Source organism: Aureimonas glaciei, assembly GCF_014643375.1.
Taxonomy (GTDB): domain Bacteria; phylum Pseudomonadota; class Alphaproteobacteria; order Rhizobiales; family Rhizobiaceae; genus Plantimonas; species Plantimonas glaciei.
In genome coordinates this window covers 205701-225401 of record NZ_BMJJ01000005.1, presented here as the reverse complement: position 1 = coordinate 225401, position 19701 = coordinate 205701, and the positions used below count along the sequence as shown (strand labels likewise).

The window sequence follows — 19701 nt, the reverse complement described above, 5'->3', positions numbered from 1 at the left end:
CCCGGTGCTGAGCACCGGACCGGCGACGATGACGGCGGGTGACGGTTCCCCGCGAATGTCCGTCAATCAGGCCGCGTCGGCGGCGCGGTCGGCGACGATGTGCTGGAACACCTCGAAGCCCTCGAACTCGGGATGGCCGATATAGGTCGGCGCCCGGCCGCTGGTGTTGCCGCGGGCATGGGCGGCGCGAAAAGCTTCCGACTTCGTCCAGGCCTCGAAATCCGCCTTGGTGTTCCAGAGCGTGTGCGAGGCGTAGAGCACGTATTCCTCGCGCTCCGGTCCGCGCAGCATGTGGAATTCGGCAAAGCCCGGCAGGCCCTGCAAGTGGCTCTCGCGCTCGAGCCAGATCTTCTCGAAGGCCTCGGTCGAATCCTTGGCGACCTTGAAGCGGTTCATGGCGATGAACATGGATAGTCTCCCTGTGGTAATGGCTGGCGCTGGGTGTTTCTGGCCGGGGTCAGAACTGGAAGCTGACCGTGGCCTTGAAGGTTCGGCCTGCCTCGGTGAAGTACTCCTTCGGCAGCGTGGTCGAGTCCGGGATGTCCAGCGCGTCGTAATAGGTCTCGTCGAACAGGTTATACACGCCGGCCTTGACCTTGGTTCCGGCGAGCTGCTCGGGCGCCCACCAACCGGTGAGGTCGACGATGCCGTAGGCCGGCGTCTTCGACAAGTCGTTCTCGACATCGTCGCGCTTGGCGGCGGCGGTGAGCATCACGTCGGCGCCGTAGACGTCGGTGGCATAGCCGAGGCCGAGAATGCCCTTCACCGCCGGGATCGAGTTCAGGTGCTCGTCGGTGTCGCGATCGCGGCCCACATAGGCGGCGAGCGATGCCGAGGCGTGCCAGCCGGACTCCAGCTTGAAGTGCGCCGAGGCTTCGGCGCCGTAGATCTCGACATTGGCGCGGTTGACGTAGCCGGTGATGCCGAAAGGATAGAGGCCGGCGGGAAGGCCGACACTGGCGGCAGAGACCGAGACGGTGTCGATGAAGTTCTCATAGCGGTTGTAGAAGGCGTTGACCGAGCCGCCGAAGGTCTCGTCACCGAGCTGGGCGCCGATCTCGAAGCCGTTGCTCGTTTCCGGATCGAGGCCAGGATTGCCGAGCGACAGATAGGTGCCGGGGCCGCCATAGCTGAGATAGAGTTCCGTCGCGGTGGGGGCGCGAAAACCCTGCGCCCATTGGGCAAAGAGCATCACGTCGTCGGTCGCGTCGAACTCGGCACGCAGCTTCCCGGAGACGGCGGAGTCGCTGGATTCCTCGGGTAGGCCGGTATAGGTCGCGTTGTCCGCGAACCCGTCGGTCTCCTGCGGCGTCTGCTGATACCAGTCGTAGCGCAGGCCGGGGGTCAGCCGCACCCTGCCGTCGAAGAGGCCGATCTCGTCCTGGATGAACAGGCCGACCGTCGCGCCGTCGGTCTCCGGCATGTCGGCCTGGTTGGTGTGCAGGAAGTTGCAGGTGGTGAACCGGCCGGTATAGGGCGGCGCCGGGCAGTTATCCTCGCCGCTGGAGAACTGCGTCGCCTTGCTGCCGAAAATCTCGCCGCCGATGCTGACGCCGTGGGACACCGCGCCCGTGTCGAAGCCGGCGAGCAGGCTGCCGTTGACGCCGTAGGTCGTCTCCTCGCGCTCGCCCTTGCGCCGGTAGTCGCCCGCCGGGATCGACAGCCGGCTGCCGAAGAAGTCGTCGTCGAGCGACTGCCGCTGCCAGTAGATGATCGCCTCCGCCGCCTTGATCGTGCCGTCGGTCTTCTCCGGTGCATATTCGTAATTGGCCGAGAGACGCTCGCGCTTGTTGCTCTTGGCGCGGGACGGGGCGCCGGCCCGGTAGTCGTAGGTCGTCGGCGATTCCGTCAGCGCCTCGATATCGTCGTCGCGGTCGTAGGATTCGCCGGTCACGCCGAAGACATGGCCGCCCTCGACATGCTGCCGGATCTTCGCCAGGACGTTGGTGTTGTCGTAGTCGAGCGGCAGCTTTTCGCTGCGGGTCGTGCCGATGCCGCCGATGTCGCCCTGGTTCTCGATCTCATGGCCGTCGCGATACCCGCCCTGCAGCAGCAGGAAGGTCTGGTCGATGCGAGCGGCGAGCGCCTGGTCGACGCTCCAGCTCTGGTCCTTCGAGTCGAAGCTGCCCTTGGTGAGACCGCCGAACGTCTTGTTGCCCGGTAGAAGATCCTCGGGATTGAGCGTGCGCAGGTTGACGACGCCGCCGAGCGCCCCGGCGCCGTAGACGCTGGAATCGGCGCCCTTGACAATGTCGAGCGTCGACAGCGTGTCGAAGTCGAAGGCGGAGACGCCGCCCGACACGCCGCGGGCGCCATCCTCGATCCAGGGGACGCGGATGCCGTCGATCGTCGTCAGCGTGCGGTTCCGGTCGAGGCCGCGGATGTTGAAGCTCTGCGAGCCCTCGCTGAACGAGATCGCCGGATCGAGCCGCGCGATGTCGTCGACGTCCTCGACCTGCGCGGCGTCGAGTTCTTCCCGGGTGACGCGCCGCGTCAGCGGCGTCACGGCCGTCGTCGCGGTGGCGGGCTTTTCGCCGCCGACCAGCGTCACCGGCTGCAGGAGGATGGCGTCCTCTGCGGGCGCGTCCTGTGCCAGGACCGGCGCGATATAGGCGCTGGAAATCATGAGGCCGGAGACAAGTCCGGCCAAGAGGCGCCCGCGGCGATCCATGAATACTCTCCTGTTTTCAACAATGAGACAGGCATGGCTGGCTGGGGCGCCGGATCGGCGGCTGGCTGGCTTTGCCGCAGGGATGGGGAGGTCGGTTCGCCGATGTCCCCTGCTGCTGTTGACGGTCCTATCCAAACATGAATATGAGAGTCAACTATAAAGAAGATTCAGCGCTTTACTTCGGAATCTTTCTAAATCGGAACAGTTCTAATGAATGAACCCGTCGATCGTCGGCAACGACAAGAGCGCGTCCCGGGCCGGGAGCCAGTTCAGCTCCATCCTCTGCGTATCGTCCCCGCCTCTGATCTGTTGGGTGCTGAACGGGAAGTGGGCCTGATGCACGAGGGCGCGCTCTATCGCTTGAGATTGACCCGAGCGGGCAAGTTGATCCTGACAAAATGAGGAACCGGACCATGGTTGATCGCGATGCAATTCCCGCCCGCGTGGTGACGCGCTCGCTTCTCGGCTTCACGCTGGCGCTGGCGCTCGCTGCGTCGACCGAGGCGGAGGCGGCCGAGGCCGAGCGCATCGTCTCCGTCGGCGGAGCGGTGACGGAGGTGCTGTACGAACTCGGCAAGAGCGAGGAGATCGCCGCCGTGGATTCCACCAGCGTCTACCCTGCGGCTGCGACCGCGCATCCCAATGTCGGCTATATCCGGGCGCTGTCGGCGGAAGGCGTCTTGTCGTTGTCGCCCGACCTCATCCTGCTGGAGGAGGGGGCAGGGCCGCCGGAGGCGGTGTCGCTGCTCGACCAGGCCGGGGTGCGCGTCGTGCATGTGCCCTCCGGCTACGACGCGGCGGGTCTGCCGGCGAAGATCGAGGCGGTGGCGCGGGCCGTCGGCGAAGAGAGCGAGGGCACGCGCCTCGCCAACACGATCGGGGCGGAGCTTGCGGCGTTGAAGGCGGAGCTGGCCGGCGTCGGTCGCCGCCAGCGCGTGCTCTTCGTCCTGTCGCTGGTCGACGGTCGGCCGATGGCCGCCGGGACGGGCACCGCCGCTGATGCGATGATTTCCCTCGCGGGCGGCGACAACGTCCTGTCCGACATGAAGGGCTACAAGGCGCTGTCCTGGGAGGCCGTGACCGACCTGCAGCCGGACGTGGTGCTGTCCATGGTGCGGGCCGGGTCGTCGCACGATGTCGACGCCATTCTCTCCCAACCGGCGCTGGCCGCGACGCCCGCCGGCCGCAATGGCGCTTTGATCAAGATGGACGCGCAGTATCTCCTCGGCTTCGGCCCGCGCACGCCGGCCGCCGCCCGGGATTTGGCGGCCCGGCTCTATCCCGGCCTGAAGCTGGCGGCCCAGTGACAAGGGTGGGCTCCCTCGGCGAACAGGCCTGGCGCGGGGCAAGCCGCCGCGATGCCGGCGACCGGTCGCTGAGGGCTGGCGTCGGCCTCGTGGTGCTGGCGCTCGTTCTCGCCGTGACGCTGGTCGTCTCGCTCGGGATCGGGCCGTCCGGAATGGCGCCGGGGCGGGTAGTCGAGGTGCTGCTGCAGGGGCCTGGCGCCGTCTCGACCGCCGCCGATCCCGGTTCCTCGATCATCGTCTGGCAGATCCGGATGCCGCGGGTGCTGCTGGGCGCACTCGTCGGCGCGTCGCTCGCGGTGGCGGGCGCACTGATGCAGGGACTGTTTCGCAATCCGCTCGCCGATCCCGGTCTCGTCGGCGTCTCCTCCGGCTCGGCGCTGGCCGTGGTGGCGACCATCGTCGTCGGCGAGCGCCTGCTCTCGGCGGGAATTGCCGGCCTGTTCGGCGCCTTCCTCATCCCGCTGGCCGCCTTTGCCGGCGGTCTCGTCGCCACCATCTCCCTCTATGCCATCGCCACGCGCCAGGGCCGCACCTCGGTCGCCACCATGCTGCTCGCCGGCATCGCGCTCGCGGCACTGGCGGGATCGCTGACGGGCTTCTTCGTCTTCCTCAGCGACGACCGGCAATTGCGCGACATCACCTTCTGGAGCCTCGGCGGCCTCGGCGGCGCCAGCTGGCAAAAACTCGCCGTCTCCGGTCCGCTGATGCTCGCCGGCATCCTCCTCTCACTTCTCCTCGGGCGCGGGCTGAATGCGCTCGTTCTCGGCGAGGCCGAGGCCTTTCATCTGGGCATCGCGGTGCAGCGACTGAAGCGCAGCGCCGTCTTCCTCGTCGCCGCCATCACCGGGGCCGCCGTGGCGACGAGCGGCGTCATCGGCTTCGTCGGCATCGTCGTGCCGCATCTCCTGCGCCTCGTCATCGGCGCCGACCACCGTTTTCTGCTGCCGAGTTCGGCGTTGCTGGGCGCGATCCTGCTGGTCGTCGCCGACATGGTCGCGCGCACCATCGCCGCGCCGGCCGAGCTGCCGATCGGCATCCTCACCGCCGCCATCGGCGCGCCCTTCTTCCTGTGGATGCTGCTGCGCCGACGCAGCCATCTCGATCTATGAGGTCTGCCATGTTCGATCTTTCCGGCGTGACCCTGCGACTCGGCGGCCGCGACATCCTGAAATCGGTCGACCTCAGGCTGGATGCGGGAACGCTGACCGTTCTCGTCGGGCCGAACGGCGCGGGAAAGTCGACGCTTCTGAAGGTTCTGACGGGAGAGCTCGCGCCGAGCCGCGGCATGGCCCGTTTCGACGGCGAGCCGCTCGGCGCCATCCCGATCGCCGCGCTGGCGCGCCGGCGCGCGGTGCTGCCGCAGTCGCAGGTTCTGGCCTTTCCCTTCACCGTGCGCGAGGTCGTGGCGCTCGGCCAGGACAAGCGGCGCGGCGAGACCGCCGAGCAACGCCGGCGCCAGATCGGCGAGGCGCTCGAGCGTGTCGGCCTTGCCGGCTTCGGCGGCCGCAATGTCCAGGAGCTTTCGGGGGGCGAACAGCAGCGCGTGCATCTGGCGCGGGTTCTGTGCCAGATCGGCCGGCCGGTGGTGGACGGCGTGCCGCGGGCCCTCTTCCTCGACGAACCGACCGCCAGCCTCGACATCAAGCATCAGGTCGAAGTGATGCGGATCGGGCGAGAGTTCGCCAATGGCGGCGGCTTCGTCTTCGCCGTCCTGCACGATCTCAATCTCGCCGCCGCCTATGCCGATCGCTACCTCGCGCTCGACAGCGGCCGTATCGTCCTCGACGCGGAGCCGGCCGAGGTGCTGACCGATCCGCGCCTCGCCGAGATTTTCGGCATCGCGCTGGCGTCCTACCCCCGCGACGGCCTGCCTTTCGTGGTGCCGCAAGCGGTTGCAGGGCCCCACCTCCGCCTTCCCTGACCCGCCGGGCGCGTCAGGGCTCCGTCATCGGGGGCGGCTTTCGGGAGGCCTGAACGGCCGCGCCGATTACTTCCAGAGGCGGTTGTAGTGCCGGATCTGCCGCTCCGCCTGCAGCGTGCGGGCTTCGACGATCCTGTTCCAGATGCGGCCGACGAAACCGTCGCGGGCCGGGTGTGCGTTCTCGTGCTTGGACATGGTCATTCCCTTCATTGCTCATGTTCATATGGCAGCGGGACGCCGTCTGCGGCAGGTGGGCAATTGCAGGTGAGGCTTGCCGTGCGCGCATACCCTCCGCGCCTGTCGCGCGAGGGAACGTCGTCTCGCCCCCTGAGAATGCGCTCGCGAGGGGGGGAAGCCCGGTCGGCCGCGCCTGCGGCTTTCGGGCGGGATGCGGCCCCGCTTCTTCCGTGCCAAGATGCTTCGCCCGGCCGCGGCAGATGCGGCAGCCGGACACCAGGCGATGAATGGGACGACGGGCAGAACAGGCCCGCGTCCCGCAGGGAGGAAATGCGTGAAGGGCGAATACGACTACATCGTCGTCGGCGGTGGCACGGCCGGCTGCACGCTGGCCAACCGGCTGTCGGCGGACGGGCGCAACGAGGTGCTGCTGCTGGAGGCGGGCGGGCGCGACAACCATCCCTGGATCCACATTCCGGTCGGCTATCTCTACTGCATCGGCAATCCGCGCACCGACTGGTGCTTTTCCACCGCGCCGGAGAAGGGGCTCGGCGGGCGCGCCCTCGGCTATCCCCGCGGCAAGGTTCTGGGCGGCTGCTCGTCGATCAACGGCATGATCTACATGCGCGGCCAGGCCCGCGACTACGACCTCTGGCGCCAGGCCGGCTGCACCGGCTGGGGCTGGGACGACGTCCTGCCCATCTTCAAGCGGTCCGAGGACTATTTTGCTGGCGCCGACGACATGCATGGCGCGGGCGGCGAATGGCGGGTCGAGCCGCAGCGCCTGCGCTGGGACATCCTCGAAGCCTTTCGCAGCGCGGCCGAGGAATACGGCATTCCGCGCAGCGAGGATTTCAACCGCGGCGACAACGAGGGCTCGTCCTATTTCAAGGTGAACCAGCGCAACGGCTTTCGCTGGAACACGGTGAAGGCCTTCCTGCGGCCGGCGCAGGGGCGGCCGAATCTCACCGTTGCGACGTCGGCGCATGTCCGCCGTCTCCTCGTCGCGGCATCCGGCGCGGGGGAGGCGGCCGGCGTCACGGGCGTCGAGTTCGACCAGGGCGGCACGGTCCACACCGTGCGCTGCCGCCGCGAGGTCGTGCTCTCGGCCGGCGCGGTCGGCTCGCCGCAGATCCTCGAACTCTCCGGCATCGGCGGAACCGCGGTTCTCTCCGCCGCCGGCATCGACACCCTGGTCGACCGCCCTTCGGTCGGCGAAAACCTGCAGGATCACCTTCAGCTGCGCTGCGCCTACCGCGTCACCGGCATCGCGACCCTGAACGAAAAGGCCTCGAAGCTGTGGGGCAAGGCGATGATCGGGCTGGAATATCTGGCGCGGCGCACCGGGCCGATGTCGATGGCGCCGAGCCAGCTCGGCGTCTTCACGCGGTCCGATCCTTCCTACGAGACCGCCAATCTGCAGTATCACGTGCAGCCGCTGAGCCTAGAAAAGTTCGGCGAGGCCGTGCACGCCTTTCCCGCCTTCACCGCCAGCGTCTGCAATCTCCGCCCCGAGAGCCGCGGCTCGATCCATGTCGACAGCCCCGACCATCGCCGCCAGCCGCAGATCCGCCCGAACTATCTGGAAAGTTTTGCCGACCGGCGCGTCGCCGCCGACTCCATCCGCATCACCCGCGCCATCGTCGGGCAGAGGGCGCTGCAGCCCTACCGGCCGGAGGAGTTCAAGCCGGGGCCAAGCTACCAGAGCGAGGAAGAACTGGTGGCGGCCGCCGGCGCCATCGGCACGACGATCTTCCACCCCGTTGGCACCTGCCGCATGGGCGCCGACCCCGGCAGCGTCGTCGATCCCGAGCTGAGGGTGCGCGGCGTCCGGGGCCTGCGCGTCGCCGACGCCTCGATCATGCCGACCATCACCTCGGGCAACACCAATTCGCCGACGATCATGATCGCCGACAAGGCGGCCGCGATGATCCTCGCCGCCTGATCGACCGAAAGGAATTTTCCCATGACCGAACAGACAGCGGCGCCGCTGGTCGTCACCGACCGCGAGGGCGCCCTCGGCGTGCTCAGGCTCAACCGGCCGAAGGCGCTGAACGCGTTGACGCTGGAGATGGTGCGGCTGCTGCGCGAAGGGTTCGACGCCTTCCTCGCCGATCCCGCGGTGGCGGTGATCCTTCTCGAGGCTGCCGAAGGGCGCGCCTTCTGCGCCGGCGGCGACATCCGCGCCGTCTTCGCCAGCGGCAAGGCCGGCGATGGCGAGGCCGAGACCTTCTGGCGCGAGGAATACGAGCTGATCTCGGCGCTGGCGCACAGTCCCAAACCCGTGGTCTGCCTGATGGACGGCATCGTCATGGGCGGCGGCGCGGGGCTCGCCATGCATCTGAAGCACCGCGTCATCACCGAAAAAGTGCGCTTTGCCATGCCGGAGGTCGGGATCGGCTTCGTGCCCGATGTCGGCGCCAGCTTTTTGCTGCCGCGCCTGAAGGGGGCCCTTGGCCGCTATCTCGCCTTCACCGGCGAGAGCATCGGCGCCGGCGACATGTTGTTTGCGGGCCTTGCCGACCATTTCCTGCCGGCGGGCAGCCTGCCGTCGCTGCGCCGGGCGCTGGCGGCTTTGTCGGGACCGGTCGGGGATGGCGATGTCGGAGCCTTCATCGCCGGCTTTGCCCGGCCCGCCGCGCCGGATCTGTTCGTTAATGAAGGCGAGACGATCGCGGCGGCCTTCGCCGCGCCGGACGCCGCGGCCATTGTGGCGGGGTTGCACGCGGTGGAGGGGAGGGGCGCCGGTTTTGCCGAAGCCTGCATCGCCGTCATCGGAACCCGCTCGCCCCTCTCTCTCGCCCTCACCGCCGAATTGCTGCGGCTGGGAGCCGCACCCGCGACGCTGGAGGAGTGCCTCGTCCGCGAATTCCGGGCGGCCGTCTACTGCCTGCAGACGGGCGACTTCTACGAAGGGGTCCGTGCCGCCGTCATCGACAAGGACCGGCAGCCGCAGTGGCCGTCTCGGCTGGCCGGGGCCGGGACACCGCCGCTGGCAACCGTTTTCGCGGGGCAGACGGACCGACGCGAGCCGATGTTTGACCTTGTCCCGGCGGCCTGAGATCACGTCCCGGCCAAGCCGCCGGGCGACCTGCGATCGGCGCCGACGTCGTGATCCCGCCGACGAATAATTTCCTGGCGAGCCGAGGCACGGGGAAGCAAGCGGAAACCCAGACAAACAAAAAGGGCGCGCCGCAGCACGCCCTTTTTGTTTGATTGTCTGTCCAACTCACGCTTTGCCAGCCTGGGCCGGTCGCGAAAGGGACTTCAGTCTTCGGCGGAAGCCTTGGTCTTGCGCGTGGCACGGCGCTTCGGGGCTTCCTCGACCTGCTCGGGCTCGCTGGCCGCCTTGCGGCCGAGGCCGAGGCTCTTGGCCAGCTGCGACCGCTGCGCCGAATAGTTCGCCGCCACCATCGGATAGTCGCTCGGCAGGCCCCATTTCCGGCGATACTCGTCCGGGGTCAGATCGTAGTGAGACGCCAGGTGCCGCTTCAGCGACTTGAAGCTTTTGCCGTCTTCGAGGCAGATGATGTAGTCGGGCGTGATCGACTTCTTGATCGAGACAGCCGGCTTCAGCGGCACGGCCTCGACAGGTGTCTCGCCAATGTCCGGGGTCATGTTCAAGGCGCTGTGCACCAGTTGAATCAGGCTGCCGAGGTCGTCGCGCCCGACATGATTGTTGCCGACATAGGCGGCCACAATCCTAACGACGAGTTCCATCGGAACCCCTGTATTTTCGGTGGTCATTTCATTCGTCCGTTACTGCAGTTTCTGTATTGATCGTCGTCTAAATAAATGAAATTCACAGCGAGATCAATTGCGACTAGGCGCTATTTTCGTCGACCAAGATTTCAGCCTTGGCCGCTTTTTCGGCTAACTGAGTGTCTCGTTCTACCTCACGCTGTGCTGACTGTTCGGCCATGACAAGCCAGGCCGCTTCAGCGCGACGGGAGCGGTCGCGAACATTTGAAAGCTTAGTATCTTCCGCCTCTTTGGCGCATTCACTTGCTCTGGCCAGGTAAAATTCACTGGTTAGTGCCATTTAGCGATTCCTCGGTCGGCGGTATTGAAGGTCGGCTATCCGCGCCCTGCACGAAGCGATACCGCGAATATAGGGGCAAAAACGGCGAGAGTCTTGAAGTATCTATCGGTTCCCGATGCCTCGCCCCGCATCATAGATAGGTCGTCTCACGTAAAGATCAAGGACGACTGTCAGTTGCAGACCTGGAGATCGTCCATCTGGTCATAACAAGAGATGTTTCCGGTGACTTGGCAGTGATCTGTCTGCTGAGCTGATCGCAGATCGTCGAAGCTATGCGATGGAATGCAGCAGAAGTGGACAGAATTGGGCTGCCGATTCTGACCAGAACGGGTTTACGCAGCGTCTATTGGTCCCGTCGGCTGCGCAGTGGCCGCAGCATCGTTGGCGCCCACTGGTCGGCAGGTCGTCGGCAAGCGGGACGGGTTGCACGGGCCGCCTGCGCCGGCGGCGGCGGGAGGCGCCGCCCAGCTGACGCGGCAGGGCCGATCCCGTCGGCGCGCGCCTTGGCGCGACCGTCTTCGCTTGCTCCTGCTGCAATCTTCGCGTGTCACGCCCGCGGCGTCTTCCGGTGGCCAAGACGATAAGCGCGCGCCCGCAGCCGGCACGACCGGCCCTGCGGCGGGCGGGCCATGATGGCAGTTTACAACCGGGATCGGCTTTCCCCGAGCGTCGATGCGGCCGCGGCGCGAATCACCTCTTTGGGGACGCGCGGAAGCCTTCGCCCGGCGCTCTATCCCGCTGCGGAGCTTACGGCGAGAGCGGTTCGGATGGCATCGACGAGCGCGCTGTCCTGCAAGGGCTTTTCGAGGATGTCGGCAAAGCCGGCGTCGAGGGCGCGATCGCGCATTTCCGGGGTCGTGCGGCCGGCGATCAGGATGGCGGGGAGGTTGACCGCCCGGCTTCGCAGGGTCCCCATCAGGGCGATCCCGTCCATTCCGGGCAGCACGTAGTCGATCACCAGGCAGGCCGGCGCGGAAAAATCGGCGGCGGACAGAAGTTCGGCCGCATCGGCATAGACGCGGACGGCGATGCCTTCCTGTTCGAGAGCGAACTGTAGTGAGCCACGCACCGCCGCATCGTCGTCGATGAGAAGCACGGCAATCGATTGGTCCACGCTTGGCTCCCCCACCCGTTCCCCAGGCGGCCCGGCGATGGGCGACAATGACTCGGCGCTGTCGGGCGGTGAACTCAGGAGAATCCCGTAAGCGGAATGACTCTTCGAAGGCTCGGGGGCCCGCGTTGCGTCTCCCCCGGGATGGTCCGGGTCGGCGCCTTGCGATCATGCGCCGGCAGCGCCATCCTTGGCGGCCAGCAGCGACATGCGCACCAGGGCCGAGAGGCTGCCAGCTTTCATCTTGCTCATGACATTGGCCCGGTAGATCTCGACCGTCCTGGGGCTGATCCCGAGCTCGTAGGCGACGATCTTGTTGGCCTTGCCGGCAACGATCCCGTCCATGACCTGCCGCTCGCGCTGCGACAGCAGGTCGATGCGGTGCCGGACCTCCTTCGTTGCCGCGTCGACCGCCACGCCGCTGGCCTGGCGGTCGAGGGCGCTGCGCACTGCCGCCAAGAATAGGTCGTCGTCGAAGGGCTTTTCAATGAAGTCGACCGCCCCTTCCTTCATCGCCGCGACCGCCAGCGGCACGTCGGCGTGACCGGTCATCACGATCACCGGCAGATGCATGCCGCGAAGCTTGAGACGGCGAAGAAACTCGATGCCGTCGACGCCCGGCATGCGCACATCGGTCACGATGCAGCCGGCGGCTTCCTCGACCGTGTCGAGAAAATCCGACGCGGATTCATAGAGGCAGACGGGCAGGCCGTCGGAAGCCAGCATGAAGGCCAGCGAATCGCGCACCGCCAGGTCGTCGTCGACCACGTGCACCATGGCTTCGATGGGCATGGAAGCGTCAGTCGGCATGGCTCAGCTCTTCCCCGTTGACGGCCTTGATCGTGAACCGGAAGGTCGTGCCGCCGTCAGAGCCTGGGTCGGCCCAGATGCGCCCGCCATGCGATTCGACGATGGTCCGGCAGATCGACAGCCCGACGCCCATGCCCTGCGGCTTGGTGGTGACGAAGGGCTGAAAAAGACGCGCCGCCATCTCTTCGGAAATTCCGCTGCCGCTATCGCTGACGCTGACCTCGATCATGTCGCCCTTTCGCTGGGTGCCGATCACGAGGTCGCGCCGTGCCGAATCATGCATGGATTCGATGGCGTTGCGGATGAGGTTCAGCAGCACCTGCTGGATCTGGATGCGGTCGACCAGCACCCGCGGCGCCCTCGTGTCGAAGCGGTAGGAGACGCGCACGCCCTGTTCCTTCGCTCCGACGAGGCCGAGGGCGCTGGCTTCCTCGACCAGTTTCGGCAGGCTGACGAGGTGGCGTTCGCTTTCGCCGCGGGAGACGAAATCGCGCAGATGCCGGATGACTTCGCCGGCGCGCAGCGCCTGGTTGCCGGCCTTGTCCACCGCGTCGCGCAGCACCGGCACCTCCGTGCCCTGCATCCGGTCGAGAATGCGCCGGCAGCCCTTGAGATAGTTGGCGATCGCCGTCAGCGGCTGGTTGATCTCGTGCGCCAGCGTCGAGGCCATTTCGCCGAGCGTCGTGAAGCGCGACATGTGCACCAGTTCGCTCTGCAATTCCTGCAGCCGGCCCTCGGTCGCCCGCCGCTCGGTGAGGTCGCGGATGAAGCCGGTGAAGAAGCGGGCGTCGCCCGACTGCACCTCGCCCACCGCGAGTTCCATGGGAAAGGTCGAGCCGTCCTTGCGCTGGCCGACGACGACGCGCCCGATGCCGATGATGCGCCGCTCGCCCGAGGCGAAGTAGCGCGTGAGATAGCCGTCATGCTGCGAGCGATAGGGTTCCGGCATCAGGTTGCGGATGTTGAGGCCCATGGCTTCCGGCGCCGTGTAGCCGAAAAGCCGCTCGGCCGCCTTGCTGAAGGACTGGATGTGCGCCTGGCTGTCGATGACGATCATCGCGTCCGGGACGGTCTCGAGGATCGAGCTGACATGCGCCTCGCGGGCGCGCAGCTTCATCTCCGAGGCGACGGTTTCGGAGATGTCGCGAAGCACGATGGCCGTTCCCGCCGGCCCGCCGGATTCGTGCAGCGTCTGCCAGGTGACGTGCGCGGCAAAGCAGGAGCCGTCCTTGCGAAAACGGGTCTCCTTGGTCTCCTCGCGTCCGCTGCACCTGACTGCTTCGAGATGCCGGGCGGGCAGACCGGCCGCCAACTCCGCCGGGCTGTAGAGCGCCGTCATAGGCCGGCCGAGCACGTCCTGCCGCGACCAGCCGGTCAGCCGTTCGGCACCGGCATTCCAGCGCATGACGCGACCCTCGTGATCGAGCATGATCAGGCCGATGGAGTCGGCCGCCTCCAGCAGCAACTCGTCGGGGAGCTGGGCAAGGCCCGTCCCAGGGGGTGGCATCAGGGAGGTCATGCGCACTTCCGGCTCGATCGGCGACGGCGGACCTTACGTCGCCCGTCGCCGCCTGGGTAGTGCGAGCCGGTCGCGTTCTTCGGTCGCAGCCACCACCCCTGCGCGCCGCGTCAGCGGATCAGGCCCATCTGCGTCGGCAGCCAGAGGCTGACGGCCGGCACGAAGGTGATGATCAGGAGCGCGGCGAACAGCGGGATCAGCCAGGGCAGGATCGCCATGGTGGTCCGCTCGACCGAAAGTTTTGCCACCCTCGACAGCACGAACAGCACCATGCCGAGCGGTGGATGCAACAGGCCGATCATCAGGTTGAGGGTGAGGATCAGGCCGAACTGCACGGGATCGATGTCGAGCCGGAGCACGATCGGCAACAGGATCGGCACGAGGATGGTGATCGCCGCGATGGTGTCGAGGAAGCAGCCGACGAACAGCACCAGGAGATTGACGAGGATGAGGAACACCCACTTGTTGTCGGTGATCGACAGCATGGCGTCGGACATCATCTGCGCGGCCTGGCTTACCGTCAGGAGCCAGGCGAAGACAGAGGCGGCGGTGACGATGAACAGCACCGAGGCGGTGGTCTCGATCGTGTCGAACCCGGCTTTCGCCAGCGAGCGGAAGCTCATCGAGCGGTAGCGGACGAGGCCGAGGAAGAGCGACCAGATCACCGCCGCGACGGCGGCCTCGGTCGGTGTGAACCAGCCGAGCGTCATGCCGCCGATCAGGATCATCGGCGTCATCAGCGCCATGACGGCCGAGTAGTCGTAGTACCAGTCGAGGGCGATCAGCATGGCGAGCGCGAGCGCGACCGAGATGTTGAGCGACAGGCCGGCATAGGTCAGGCCGTAGATGGCGATCGGAAACGCCAGGACGACGACGATTTCCAGCGAGGCCGCGAACAGCTTGCGGATCTCAAACGGGGCGTCCGAGCCCCAGCCGTAGCGATGCGCGAAGAAGGCGACCGTCACCATCATCAGGGCGGTCATCACCAGGCCGGGCAGAATGCCGGCCATGAACAGCGCGCCGATCGAGACATTGGCCATCATGCCGTAGATGACGAAGGGCAAAGACGGCGGAAAGATCGGCCCGAGCGTCGCCGAGGCGGCGGTGACGCCGACGGCGGCCTCGACGGGATAGCCGTGGTCGCGCATCGCCTTGATCTCGATGGTGCCGATGCCGGCGGCGTCCGCCAGCGCCGTGCCCGACATGCCGGAGAAGATCACCGAGCCGACGATGTTGACCTGGGCGAGCCCGCCGCGCATCCAGCCGACGAGCGCCACCGCGAAGGCGTAGATGCGGCCGGTGACGCCGGCGATGTTCATCAGGTTTCCGGCGAGGATGAAGAAGGGCACCGCCAGCAGCGGAAAGCTCTCGACGCCGGCGATCATCCGCTGCGCGACGATGATGTCCGGCGCGACGCCGTAAAAGACGAGATAGAGCACAGAAGCGACCGCCATGGCGATCGCGACGGGAACGCCGATCAGCATGAAGCCGATGAAGGATCCGAGCAGGAGCAGCATTCTCAGTCACCCATTCCGTCGAAGAGTTCCGGCCGTTCGAGCACGGAATAGCCGCGCCTGAGGTTCTGCACGAAGACCTGCACGGCCCGCAGCAGCATCAGGACGAAGGCGGCGAAGACGCCGTAGAAGACGATGCTGCGCGGCAGGTCGATGGTGACCATGCGCTCGGCATAGACGATGCCGACATAGCGCCAGAAGAGGATCGCGGCGTAGGCGAAGAAGGCGATGCGCACGAGGTCGACGAACACCGCCAGGGCCCTGGCGGCGCCCTTCGGAAGGTAGTGGTAGAGTACGTCGACCTGAATGTGGCGCGAGCGGCGGACGCACATCACCGCGCCCATGAAGACCACTAGGACCAGGCAGTTGATGGCGATCTCCTCGGTCCAGGCGAGGCTGTTGTTGAGGACGTAGCGGGTGAAGAACTGCAGGAAGACGCAGGCCGCCATGCCCCAGAACACGGCCTGCGTCAGCCAGTCCTCGACCGCATAGGGCGAGAGGTCGACCTCGGCAGCCGCATCATCCTCGAAGGCGTGCGCCAGTTCCTCGGCCGTGCCGGGGGAAGGGGGTTTTTGCGGCATCGGGTCACGCTCCGGCAGGGAAGGGTGGCCCGGCCGCCAAGGGCCGGGGCGTTTTAGTCGCTGGGGTCAGCGGATGGCGCGGATCGCTTCGAGATCGGCGGAGACGTAGCCGAAATCCTCAGGCTTGGTCTTCTCGTTGACGGTCTTCTCGAAGTCGGCCTTGTCGACCTCGGTGACGGTCAGGCCGCGATCGCGAAAGCCCGTGACGAGGGCCGCCTCGCGCTCGACGATGATCTTCGCGGTGCGGGCCGAGGCCTCCTGCATCACCTCGGTGAAAACAGCCTTGTCGGCGTCGCTGAGCGCGGCCCAGACTGGCGCGGAGACGACGGTGTTGAGGTGGTCGACGATGTGGCCGGTCAGCGCGATGTGTTTCTGCACCTCGAAGAACTTCTTCGCCTCGATGGTGGTCAGCGGGTTTTCCTGGGCCTCGACCGTGCCGTTCTGCAAAGCGAGATAGACCTCGGCGAAGGCGATCGGCGCGGTGTTGGCGCCGCAGGCGCGCGGCATGGCGAGATAGGCCGGCACGTCCGGGACGCGGATCTTCAGGCCCTGCATGTCGGCGCAGGTCTTGATCGGCTTGTTCGACGAGGTGTGGCGCTCGCCGTAATAGCTGACGGCGGTGATGTGGTTGCCCGAGGCGTCCTCGTAGCCCTTGGCCAAGCGCTTGAAGACGTCGCTCTTGGTATAGGCGATGAGGTGATCTGCATTGCGGAAGGCGTAGGGGTAGTAGGTGACGCCGATCGGGGCGTATTCGCGCGCCGCAAAACTCGAGCCGGAAATGATGATGTCGACCGTGCCGAGCTTCAGGCCCTGGTTGATGTCGGTCTCCTTGCCGAGCTGCGAGGCCGGGAAGAGGTCGATGTGATAGCGCCCCTCGGTGCGCTTCTCGATCTCGCCGGCGGCCCAGACGGACTCGGTGTGGAAAGGCTCGGACGTCTCGTAGACATGTGCCCATTTCAGATTGGTCTGGGCGGCGGCGCCGTGAGCGCCGAGCGCGAGCGTGGCGGCGGCCAAAAGGCCGGTCAGTGCGATTTTCATGATGGTTTCCTCCCGTTGATGATGATGATGGTGGGGACCTCTGCCCCGTTCCGATCAGGCCGCCCCGGTCTCTCCGCCGGGTTCGGCCTCTTCGCCGAAGGTCGGCGAAAAGCGCTGCTGCGACTGCTGCAGGTGATGGCGCATGGCCCGCGTCGCCGCTTCCGGATCGCCGGCGGCGATCGCGTCGCGGATGGCGCGGTGTTCCTGCAGCGCGGTCCGCCAGGTCTCGGCGTTCTCAAAATAGCCGGACAGGCGCTCGAAATAGGGGTTGATGCGCTCGTCGAAGAGCTCGCCGACAAAGCGCACGATCACCGCATTGCCGAGAATGTCGGCGATGGCGGTGTGGAAGTCGCGGTCGAGGGCGAGCGTGTCGCAGCACGGATGCTTTGCCGCCTGCATGGCGTCGATGAGCCGGTCGAGCGACGCGATGTGGGCGGCCGTCACCTGCAGCGCGGCCTGCGCAGCCACGGCGCCTTCCACCAGTTCGCGCGCCCTGAGGAGCTCGAACGGCCCCTCGATGGCGGCGTTTTTCGGCGAGGGCGTCGGCGCCCTTTCGGTGACGTAGATGCCGGCCCCGACCCGGATGCGGATGCGGCCCTCGACCTCGAGCGCGATCAGCGCCTCGCGGACGGTCGGCCGGGAAATGCCGAACTGTTCGGCAAGATCGCGCTCGGCCGGCAGACGGTCGCCTGGCCGGAACTCGCCACCCTCGATCAGGGCGCGCAGCTGGTCGGCGATCTGCTGATAGAGCCTGCGCGGCTGGATGGCCGTGATCGGCATGCCTGGATGTTCCCCCCGTGGTCACGCCCCCGCATTTGCTGCGTATTGGCCTGACCATCTGACCGCTACTGTGCGGCGCTTCGTCACGGGCGTCAATCCCGGCTGGCGGAACGGGTCGCCAACGGCTGTGAGGCATCCCTTAAGGCAATCCGCATGCCGCGCTGATCGCGGCCATGCGACCCGCGCCGCCGGGCGTCCTGCCGCCCCGAAGACGCCGCGCCGCTTCGGCCGGCTAGACGGCGCTGGGCGCCGCGGCGGTCCGTTGCGACAGCCAAAAGTGCAGTTCGTCGAGGCCGACGACGACGGCGTCCGGCAGCGTGCCGAGCGCAAGGCTGGCGGCGTCGGTGCGAGCGATGCCGATGGCGGTGGCGCCGGCGGCGCGGGCGGCTTGCATGTCGTGAGCGGAATCGCCGACGAGGGCGATGGCGCCGGGCGCGACCCCGAGATGGTCGGCGAAGGCGAGGACCATGCCGGGGCCGGGCTTTGCGCCGAAGCCCGAATCATAGCCCGCGACGAAGCCGAAGGAGGCTTCCACGCCCATCGCTGCGAGATGGGCGCGGGCCGTGCGCTCGGAATCGTTAGTGGCGAGGCCAAGGGCGATGCCCTGGGCGGCGAGGCTCGCCAGAACCGGCGCGACGTCGTCGTAGAAGACGAGCGAGCGCAGGCTATGGGCGCGGTAGAGCGCATTGACCCGCGCCGCGAAGGCGGCGTCGTAGGCGAGGCCGAGCCGCGCCGCCCAGGCCGGGGCGAAATCGTCCGTGGCGCCGGCGATGATCGGGGATTCCTCGGTGAAGCCGAGGCTTTCCGGCAGGAAGCCGGCCGAGGCCGCCATGTCGGCCATGCTCTCGCGGTCGCCGTCGCAGAGCGCCTCTATCACGGCTTCGGTCGCCGGTCCCCAGGTCGCGACGAAGTCGAGCAGCGTGCCGTCCTTGTCGAAGAGAATGCCGGCGATGGGGCTCATGCGATGGGATCCCTGGGCTTTGACCCGACGTGTTGCCGTGCGGCGGCCGGCGGTGTCAATCGCACCGCTCGCGACCGCCCTTGTCTGGCGCCCCTGTCCGACGCCTAGTCTCGCGACCTGTCCGGCGTCTTGCCCCCGTCGCCGTCAGCGATCCCGATGGGCGGCGAGCTCGGCGAGATAGGGGTTCTGGACACGGGACTCGGCGTAGTCAGCCCGGTCGATGCTGGCGCTGAGGATGGCGAACTGGTCGTCGGGCGCCGCGGTGATGCGCGTCCCGTCGGGCGCGGCGATGCAGGACAGGCCCTGATAGGCGAAGCGCGCATCGCTTCCGACATGGTCGACATAGACGATGAAGATCTGGTTCTCGAAGGCGCGCACCGGCACGATCTTCTCGGCGACGAAGCGGGCGCCGTCGCTCGCCGGCAGGGCCGTCGGCACGAAGACGATCTCGGCACCGGCGACGGCGAGTTCGCGTACGCGCTCGGGAAACTCGACGTCGAAGCAGACGAGCACCGCCGCCTTCATGCCGGCGATCTCGAACAGGCCGCTCGGCACCCGGCCGGGCGTGAACAGCGCCTTCTCGTAGTCACCATAGAGGTGCTGCTTGGCGTAGACGATCGGCTTGCGGCGGGGGAGGGCGACCAGAGCGGCGTTGACGACGCCCTGCGCCTCCCGCAGCGCGAGGCCGGTGATGACGGCGATGCCATGCTCGTCCGCCAGCCGCTGCAACTCGGCCACCGTGGGGCCGTCGATCGTCTCGGCAAGATCGCGGATCTCGTCGCCGGCGCCGTAGCCGGTCAGCGCCAATTCCGGAAACACCACCACGTCGGCCCCATCGGAGGCCGCGTCGCCGGTCAGCCAGCGGATCGCCGCCATCCGCGCCTTGGCGTCACCGGTTTCCGCATCGAGTTGGCAGGCCCTGATTTGCATCGTCGTCATCCGTTCGCAGCGCCTGGTCGCCAGGTTTGGCAGCCAATGTCGTGCATGCCTCAGAGCCTGTCGACAAGGGCGGAATTGTGGGCTGCGCCGCTCGTCGCGCCCCGTCGCCCCGAAGGGGGCCTCCCCCGGCGAATTCGCCCAGTGGGCCGCCTTTAGTGCGGCAGCCGGCGGGAAGGCCAGATCGATCCGCTCGCCCTGTCGCGGGCACGCCGAGCCAGGCCGATCGCGATGCGAGCCCGCAGGACGAGCAACCCTCTTAGGCGGCGCAATTTTAGGTGGCCATTTTCTTTCTGCCTCGGCGCGCGAAACATCGGGCGGCAAACAGCATTC

Annotated in this window: 20 protein-coding genes; 6 read left to right on the top strand and 14 right to left on the bottom strand. The window is 67.2% G+C overall.

Features of this window, described 5'->3' with window-relative positions; translation table 11 throughout:
• Positions 1-66: 66 nt before the first annotated feature.
• Together hmuQ and IEX88_RS12745 are read right to left on the bottom strand one after the other, a co-directional pair.
• Entirely contained in the window at positions 67-408 is a 342-nt protein-coding gene (gene hmuQ, locus IEX88_RS12750; RefSeq protein ID WP_188851134.1) for a heme-degrading protein HmuQ, read from the bottom strand.
• A 49-nt stretch (positions 409-457) separates the two neighbouring features.
• The gene (locus IEX88_RS12745; protein WP_188851132.1) at positions 458-2671 is read right to left on the bottom strand and encodes a TonB-dependent hemoglobin/transferrin/lactoferrin family receptor; all 2214 of its coding nucleotides are present in this window, start codon (positions 2669-2671) and stop codon (positions 458-460) included.
• Between the two features lie 210 nt (positions 2672-2881).
• Between IEX88_RS12745 and hemP the strand changes: the two genes are divergently transcribed.
• The 4 genes from hemP to IEX88_RS12725 are packed head-to-tail and all read left to right on the top strand — an operon-like array spanning position 2882 to position 5899.
• Complete coding sequence (hemP, locus tag IEX88_RS27050) at positions 2882-3073, top strand: hemin uptake protein HemP (RefSeq protein ID WP_188851129.1); 192 nt, start codon at positions 2882-2884, stop codon at positions 3071-3073.
• A gap of 11 nt (positions 3074-3084) precedes the next feature.
• The gene (locus tag IEX88_RS12735; protein WP_188851127.1) at positions 3085-3978 is read left to right on the top strand and encodes a heme/hemin ABC transporter substrate-binding protein; all 894 of its coding nucleotides are present in this window, start codon (positions 3085-3087) and stop codon (positions 3976-3978) included.
• On the top strand, positions 3975-5087 hold the full coding sequence (locus tag IEX88_RS12730; protein WP_244640128.1) for a FecCD family ABC transporter permease: 1113 nt from the start codon (positions 3975-3977) through the stop codon (positions 5085-5087). Before IEX88_RS12735 ends, IEX88_RS12730 begins: the two co-directional genes overlap by 4 nt.
• An 8-nt stretch (positions 5088-5095) precedes the next feature.
• Entirely contained in the window at positions 5096-5899 is an 804-nt protein-coding gene (locus IEX88_RS12725) for a heme ABC transporter ATP-binding protein (protein ID WP_188851125.1), read from the top strand.
• A gap of 66 nt (positions 5900-5965) precedes the next feature.
• Here IEX88_RS12725 and IEX88_RS12720 read toward each other — a convergent pair whose 3' ends face one another.
• Positions 5966-6109, bottom strand: a complete 144-nt coding sequence (locus tag IEX88_RS12720; protein WP_188851123.1) for a hypothetical protein — start codon at positions 6107-6109, stop codon at positions 5966-5968.
• Positions 6110-6410: 301 nt separating this feature from the next.
• Here IEX88_RS12720 and IEX88_RS12715 point away from each other — a divergent pair, with 301 nt between their 5' ends.
• Together IEX88_RS12715 and IEX88_RS12710 are read left to right on the top strand one after the other, a co-directional pair.
• Complete coding sequence (locus IEX88_RS12715) at positions 6411-8021, top strand: GMC family oxidoreductase (protein ID WP_188851121.1); 1611 nt, start codon at positions 6411-6413, stop codon at positions 8019-8021.
• A gap of 21 nt (positions 8022-8042) precedes the next feature.
• Positions 8043-9137: an enoyl-CoA hydratase/isomerase family protein gene (locus IEX88_RS12710; RefSeq protein WP_188851119.1), complete on the top strand. Its 1095-nt coding sequence runs from the start codon at positions 8043-8045 to the stop codon at positions 9135-9137.
• 206 nt (positions 9138-9343) lie between these two features.
• On the opposite strand, the gene IEX88_RS12705 is transcribed toward IEX88_RS12710, so the two are convergent.
• The 11 genes from IEX88_RS12705 to IEX88_RS12655 form a co-directional block, all read right to left on the bottom strand.
• Complete coding sequence (locus IEX88_RS12705) at positions 9344-9823, bottom strand: Ros/MucR family transcriptional regulator (RefSeq protein ID WP_188851117.1); 480 nt, start codon at positions 9821-9823, stop codon at positions 9344-9346.
• Between the two features lie 76 nt (positions 9824-9899).
• Complete coding sequence (locus tag IEX88_RS12700) at positions 9900-10118, bottom strand: hypothetical protein (protein ID WP_188851115.1); 219 nt, start codon at positions 10116-10118, stop codon at positions 9900-9902.
• A gap of 730 nt (positions 10119-10848) precedes the next feature.
• The gene (locus tag IEX88_RS12695; protein ID WP_244640126.1) at positions 10849-11232 is read right to left on the bottom strand and encodes a response regulator transcription factor; all 384 of its coding nucleotides are present in this window, start codon (positions 11230-11232) and stop codon (positions 10849-10851) included.
• Positions 11233-11397: 165 nt separating this feature from the next.
• Positions 11398-12021, bottom strand: coding sequence for a response regulator FixJ (fixJ, locus tag IEX88_RS12690; RefSeq protein WP_188851319.1), 624 nt, complete (start codon positions 12019-12021; stop codon positions 11398-11400).
• A 7-nt stretch (positions 12022-12028) separates the two neighbouring features.
• Positions 12029-13558 (bottom strand): PAS domain S-box protein, encoded by a 1530-nt coding sequence (locus IEX88_RS12685; RefSeq protein ID WP_188851113.1) that lies wholly within the window; start codon positions 13556-13558, stop codon positions 12029-12031.
• A 110-nt stretch (positions 13559-13668) separates the two neighbouring features.
• A complete protein-coding gene (locus tag IEX88_RS12680) occupies positions 13669-15075 on the bottom strand; it encodes a TRAP transporter large permease (protein WP_188851111.1) in 1407 nt (468 codons plus the stop codon).
• A 2-nt stretch (positions 15076-15077) separates the two neighbouring features.
• Complete coding sequence (locus IEX88_RS12675; RefSeq protein WP_188851109.1) at positions 15078-15653, bottom strand: TRAP transporter small permease; 576 nt, start codon at positions 15651-15653, stop codon at positions 15078-15080.
• 66 nt (positions 15654-15719) lie between these two features.
• Positions 15720-16691, bottom strand: coding sequence for a sialic acid TRAP transporter substrate-binding protein SiaP (locus tag IEX88_RS12670; protein ID WP_188851107.1), 972 nt, complete (start codon positions 16689-16691; stop codon positions 15720-15722).
• Between the two features lie 54 nt (positions 16692-16745).
• Positions 16746-17471 (bottom strand): FadR/GntR family transcriptional regulator, encoded by a 726-nt coding sequence (locus tag IEX88_RS12665; RefSeq protein WP_188851105.1) that lies wholly within the window; start codon positions 17469-17471, stop codon positions 16746-16748.
• 232 nt (positions 17472-17703) lie between these two features.
• A complete protein-coding gene (locus IEX88_RS12660; protein ID WP_188851103.1) occupies positions 17704-18432 on the bottom strand; it encodes an HAD family hydrolase in 729 nt (242 codons plus the stop codon).
• Between the two features lie 144 nt (positions 18433-18576).
• Positions 18577-19362, bottom strand: coding sequence for a nitrilase-related carbon-nitrogen hydrolase (locus tag IEX88_RS12655; RefSeq protein ID WP_188851101.1), 786 nt, complete (start codon positions 19360-19362; stop codon positions 18577-18579).
• Positions 19363-19701: the final 339 nt, after the last annotated feature.